Here is a 4,623-nt window from a genome sequence, read left to right on the forward strand (position 1 = left end):
TCTACTCCCTACTCCCTACTCCCTAAAGTTTAGTAATAATAAGGATTTTCCGGTTCAGGAATTTTCTTAATCCCACTGGCTTCAATCACCAGCTGGCGTTTATCATCCAGGGTTTCTGTAATCATGTTACCTTCAACCTCTATCCAAGTATCAGACGGATAATCATTACGGTTTTCAGTAAGTTTGACGGGCAAACCTAAAGGATAAGCGTCAGCAGCACAACAGGTAATCACAAACCGGGAAATTAAGAGATGGTCTGGAGGGAGATTAGGAGCAATTACTACAAAACCATCTACTTTGACTTTTTGACCGGTATAAGCATCTGGTTCAGGATAAACATTCAAAAGCTTGATCCATTCAATTAGGGTGCGCTTTTCAGGATTGCTAGCACTGCGAAAGGATTGCGGTTGCGATCGCGTTATGGTGGGGGAGTCGGCAATACCCCGGTGTAGGGCGGTTTGGCTAGTAAATGCCTTGGGTGTCACAATTAAACCAACCATTGCCGTAGCGATTAGGAAGCCACTACTCCAACTAGGGGGAAATAAAGTTGTATGTTGAACAGCTGGCCTAGTTACTCCCTTACCTAATCGGTGTTGACGCTCTAATTTCAGCAGTTGGGATAACCTCAAACCTGATATTAACAATAAAATTACACCAGTGATAACTACCAAGCTAAAGTAATTGGGATGAATTAATAAGCTTAACTCACCAGTTAGCCAGGATTTCAACAATAACACTCCCCATAACGCTAAAGCAATTACTTCTAAAAGAGGGATTGACCAGTTTCTCCTGTAAGAACTTTTTCTGGACAAACGTCCTGAATGGTTAGATGGATTCATCATTAACAAGCCAATGGATTGTAGGAGAATTTAGAATTTAGAATTTAGAATTGAGAATTGAGAATCGGAAGTAGGGAGTAGGGAGTAGGGAGTAGGGAGTAGTAATTCATGATTTATTTGAGATATTGCACTAGTACAAAAAAACTAATATCGGAAGTAATAACAATCTATTTCAGTACTGAAATAATGAACTATAGCGTTTCTAGGACTCATGAGGTACACATTAGTTTTTCCCTCTTCCCTCTTCCCTCTTCCCTGCTCCCTGCTCCCTGCTCCCTGCTCCCTAAAACCCATAAATTTGTACCTCACCAGTCGTAGAATTGCTATATTATAGTATTTATAGGATTTATGAGGTAAGCTTTTAAACATCAAAGTCCCCCTTATTAAGGGCAGGGCTGTTTCATTCTCATGAATAAATTGTCAATTCAATCGGTTGAAAGGCAGCTGGGGTGCTGGAGAGAAGGTTTTTTTAAGGTTAAAAATACCTTTTTATTAATAAAAAGTCCCCCTATCTCCCTATCTCCCTATCTCCCCACCTCCCCAGCAATCGCATTTGAGTCCGACTTTGAAACAGCCCTGCCTTATTAAGGGGGATTTAGGGGGATCCCTTTGTACCTCATGGCAGAGAGAATCGCTATATTACTGTTCCCTGTTCCCTACTCCCTACTCCCTACTCCCTACTCCCTACTCCCTACTCCCTACTCCCTACTCCCTACTCCCTACTCCCTAACTAACATACAAATTAATAAACAAAGTCAATAAAAATGTTAATTGTCCTGCTATTAGAAATAGGTAAATGATTGACTTGGTTTTAAATACTGATAACAGTAAACCGATGGCTTTGATGTCAATCATTGGTCCGAAGATTAGAAATGCTAACAACGAGCCACTGGTGAAGGTTGAGGCAAAGGCGAGGGCAAAAAATGCATCGACGGTGGAACAGATGGATACTACAGCGGCCAATAGCATCATGGCCAAAATAGACATTACTGGTCCTTGACCGAGGCTAATAATAATATCACGGGGGATAACGACTTGAATAATGGCTGCGATCGCACTACCTAAAACTAGGATTGAGCCTAGCTCCCGAAACTCTTGTATAGCATTTTCGACAAAGAGCTGTAGTCGGTCAGGCAAGGGTTTGCTTTGTATGTCCTGGCTAGGGGGTGTGTTTAAGACATTAGCGTCTAAGGGCAAGGGTGTACCAGATTGACCGAGTAAATATGAGCCTGATTGTAGTAATGCTGGCTTATCCTCAGCAAATTTCCTTGGTCTAGAGCGAAACACTGCTCGTTGCAGTAGGGGGCCTAAGTCTTTCTGAGTACTGAAGACACAGCCGATAAAGATGGAAATACTTAAGGAAAATAAAATTCGCAATACCCAGATTTCCGGCTGGTCTCGAAAGGCTACCCAAGTTGACCAAATTACTACAGGATTGATGGTTGGGGCTGCGAGCAAAAACCCAATTGCTACTGGTGCTGGTGCTCCCTGGCTCAGCAACCGCCTAGCCACTGGGACATTACCACACTCACACACTGGGAATAAAAAGCCGACACAACTACCAAAGACTGCTCCTAGAAAGGGGTGGCGAGGCATACTAGCAATTAGCTTGCGCTCATCCACAAAAAACAGCAATAAGCTGGAGAGAATCACCCCCAGTAGCAAAAAAGGTGTTGCTTCAACCAACAAACTCAAGAATAGGGTGAAGGCGTTGTTGAGCTGATTCATGCATTTTCCTGTTTATGCTTGAGCAACCTAATATGCAAGACAAAAATCAAAGGTCAAACGTTAAACACTAGTCTGGGGCAAGGCTTTTGGATACCAGCGATAGGTAATTTAATCGGGAATACCTTACCTGATACCAGATGATTCTTTTCTTTTCTAGCATAGAGGCTAGCTGTTTCCCCGTAGGGTGGCGCATAGCTACACTTCATGAGAGGGTTGGGAATAGGTGACAGTGTTACTATCCTTGTTACTATCCTGATCAAAGGGTAAGCCAATGTCTGACCTAAGCAAAATAGTATACCCGACTCTCGACCTATTCCTCTACGATCTACGGGAAGGTCTAGGGCAAGACCCGGAAATTATTGATCACAACCGTGAACGATTCTGGCAAAGAATCTATGGTCATCCCGAGGGTGATGAATCAGACCTGATCCTAGAGCCAACGTTACTGGCTAAGCTCAAACAGGCAGAGCGCTCAGAATCTAGGTTGGTGGAACTATTGGGTGCTGATGTGGTCAAGCATTTCGAGCGTCCTTTGGAAGGCTACTACTACCCTATCCAAATTGGTAACACTTACGCCCTTCAGGTGAACTGTTCCGGAGTTTATGCTGATGGTATCAGACAATCAAACCATTCACCCCAACCCATTACAAATATTAAGAACATCCAAGGGGAAATTCTTGCCCACATCAATCACCAACCTGGAGCAATTGGTCAAACTTGGATCATGTGGGGTCAGCTGTGTGACCGTGATCAAGACCCGACACAAATTGCCCTAGAATGCTACAAACAACTGGTGTCTCAACCCGACTGGTCAAGAGACTTTCAAGCCCAAGGCAAATTGCTAGGGGGGACTTTATTTGAATTTTGGCGTCCTCCCACCGATTGGTCAGAGCCAGAAGCGATCAAAAACAACCATCATTTGTTAATCTGGTTATTTCCGAAAAAGCCATCTATTGATTCTGTTATCGACACCATTACTGGTATTTACCTAGACTTAATTTACCTATTGTATTATCGTAACAAAATTCTTTGGGCTTATGGTGAAATTAACAAACCACTAGCAGAACTGAAAGCTGATCTAGTTTCAGTTAAAACTAGTATTGCTCAAATCAGTATGTTACCCCAAAATACAGTAAAGTTACGGGAAATACTCAGCAATAATCTTAACCTATTGTCTCGTTATGCTACTAATTTAGGCATTCTCGATTCCCAAGCCCAAACCATTAAAACCAATATCGAAGATTACCAACAACGATTGACTAAATTAAAACAGGTTTATCAACGGGGTGATTGGCACATTCTGGGAGAGTTTAGGGATTTAGCAGCTAGCCAATATCTCCAACAAGTGGAGATGGAGCATGGCAGATTTAAGTCTGGTTTAACCTTACTCGAAAATCTGATTCGGACAGTAGATGGCATGACCCAAACTTACCAAACCCAGAGCAATCGCAGCTTACACCAAAGCATTGCTCTAGCTGGCGTGGGAGTAGCAACTAGTAGCATTACCGCTACTGTCCTAGTTAAACAACAACCCCCTGATAATAATACTATCTTTATCTTGACACCAGCTTTTGCCTGGAGTATTCTCACTGGTGCGATCGCTACTTTGGTAATGTGGATAATTTTACGGTTATTTAGTCGTTGAGGGAACAGGGAAAAGGGAACAGGGAACAGGGAGAGAGGGAAGTGTGGGGAGATGGGGAGATGGGGAGATGGGGAGATGGGGAGATGGGGAGATGGGGAGAGCAATTGAAGGCTTTTGAAGCAGTGGATAGATCTAAACTTTCAATGCTGATTAGCTTAATAATTTTCTAGGTAAATTATAACTATTAAAAAGTTATCATTGACATGAATAATATAGAAATAACCTAAAAAAAGTAATAAATAAAAATTCATAAAATATTAAAATAACTAAGCTAAATCATCACCTATTACCTATTACCTATTACCTATTACCTATTACCTATTACCTATTACCTATTGCCTATTGCCTATTGCCTATTGCCTATTGCCTGTTTCCTATTGCCTGTTCCCTACTCCCTACTCCCTACTCCCA

General features: G+C 42.2%; 6 protein-coding genes. 4 read left to right on the plus strand and 2 right to left on the minus strand.

The window, feature by feature from the left end; genetic code table 11:
- Positions 1-29: 29 nt before the first annotated feature.
- A complete protein-coding gene (locus F6J99_RS42360; RefSeq protein ID WP_293122772.1) occupies positions 30-842 on the minus strand; it encodes a TIGR03943 family protein in 813 nt (270 codons plus the stop codon).
- A 208-nt stretch (positions 843-1,050) separates the two neighbouring features.
- Here F6J99_RS42360 and F6J99_RS42365 point away from each other — a divergent pair, with 208 nt between their 5' ends.
- Together F6J99_RS42365 and F6J99_RS42370 are read left to right on the plus strand one after the other, a co-directional pair.
- The gene (locus F6J99_RS42365; RefSeq protein WP_293122775.1) at positions 1,051-1,173 is read left to right on the plus strand and encodes a hypothetical protein; all 123 of its coding nucleotides are present in this window, start codon (positions 1,051-1,053) and stop codon (positions 1,171-1,173) included.
- 284 nt (positions 1,174-1,457) lie between these two features.
- Positions 1,458-1,601, plus strand: a complete 144-nt coding sequence (locus F6J99_RS42370) for a hypothetical protein (RefSeq protein ID WP_293122778.1) — start codon at positions 1,458-1,460, stop codon at positions 1,599-1,601.
- Here the strand turns inward: F6J99_RS42370 and F6J99_RS42375 are convergent.
- Positions 1,566-2,567 carry a permease gene (locus F6J99_RS42375; RefSeq protein WP_070391757.1) on the minus strand — a complete coding sequence of 334 codons (1,002 nt, stop codon included), beginning with the start codon at positions 2,565-2,567 and terminating at the stop codon, positions 1,566-1,568. The genes F6J99_RS42370 and F6J99_RS42375 overlap by 36 nt on opposite strands.
- Before the next feature lie 271 nt (positions 2,568-2,838).
- Between F6J99_RS42375 and F6J99_RS42380 the strand changes: the two genes are divergently transcribed.
- Positions 2,839-4,212 (plus strand): hypothetical protein, encoded by a 1,374-nt coding sequence (locus F6J99_RS42380; protein WP_293122782.1) that lies wholly within the window; start codon positions 2,839-2,841, stop codon positions 4,210-4,212.
- Complete coding sequence (locus F6J99_RS42385; protein WP_293122785.1) at positions 4,209-4,382, plus strand: hypothetical protein; 174 nt, start codon at positions 4,209-4,211, stop codon at positions 4,380-4,382. Before F6J99_RS42380 ends, F6J99_RS42385 begins: the two co-directional genes overlap by 4 nt.
- The last annotated feature ends 241 nt before the right edge of the window (positions 4,383-4,623 follow it).

Origin of the sequence: Moorena sp. SIO4G3, from assembly GCF_010692305.1 — a bacterium.
In the GTDB taxonomy this organism is placed as follows: Bacteria; Cyanobacteriota; Cyanobacteriia; order Cyanobacteriales; family Coleofasciculaceae; genus Moorena; species Moorena producens_A.

Coding starts and splice junctions, on each gene's coding strand:
- F6J99_RS42360 (WP_293122772.1), bottom strand. CDS start 842: ATGATGAATCCATCTAACCATTCAGGACGTTTGTCCAGAAAAAGTTCT.
- F6J99_RS42370 (WP_293122778.1), top strand. CDS start 1,458: ATGGCAGAGAGAATCGCTATATTACTGTTCCCTGTTCCCTACTCCCTA.
- F6J99_RS42365 (WP_293122775.1), top strand. CDS start 1,051: ATGAGGTACACATTAGTTTTTCCCTCTTCCCTCTTCCCTCTTCCCTGC.
- F6J99_RS42380 (WP_293122782.1), top strand. CDS start 2,839: ATGTCTGACCTAAGCAAAATAGTATACCCGACTCTCGACCTATTCCTC.
- F6J99_RS42375 (WP_070391757.1), bottom strand. CDS start 2,567: ATGAATCAGCTCAACAACGCCTTCACCCTATTCTTGAGTTTGTTGGTT.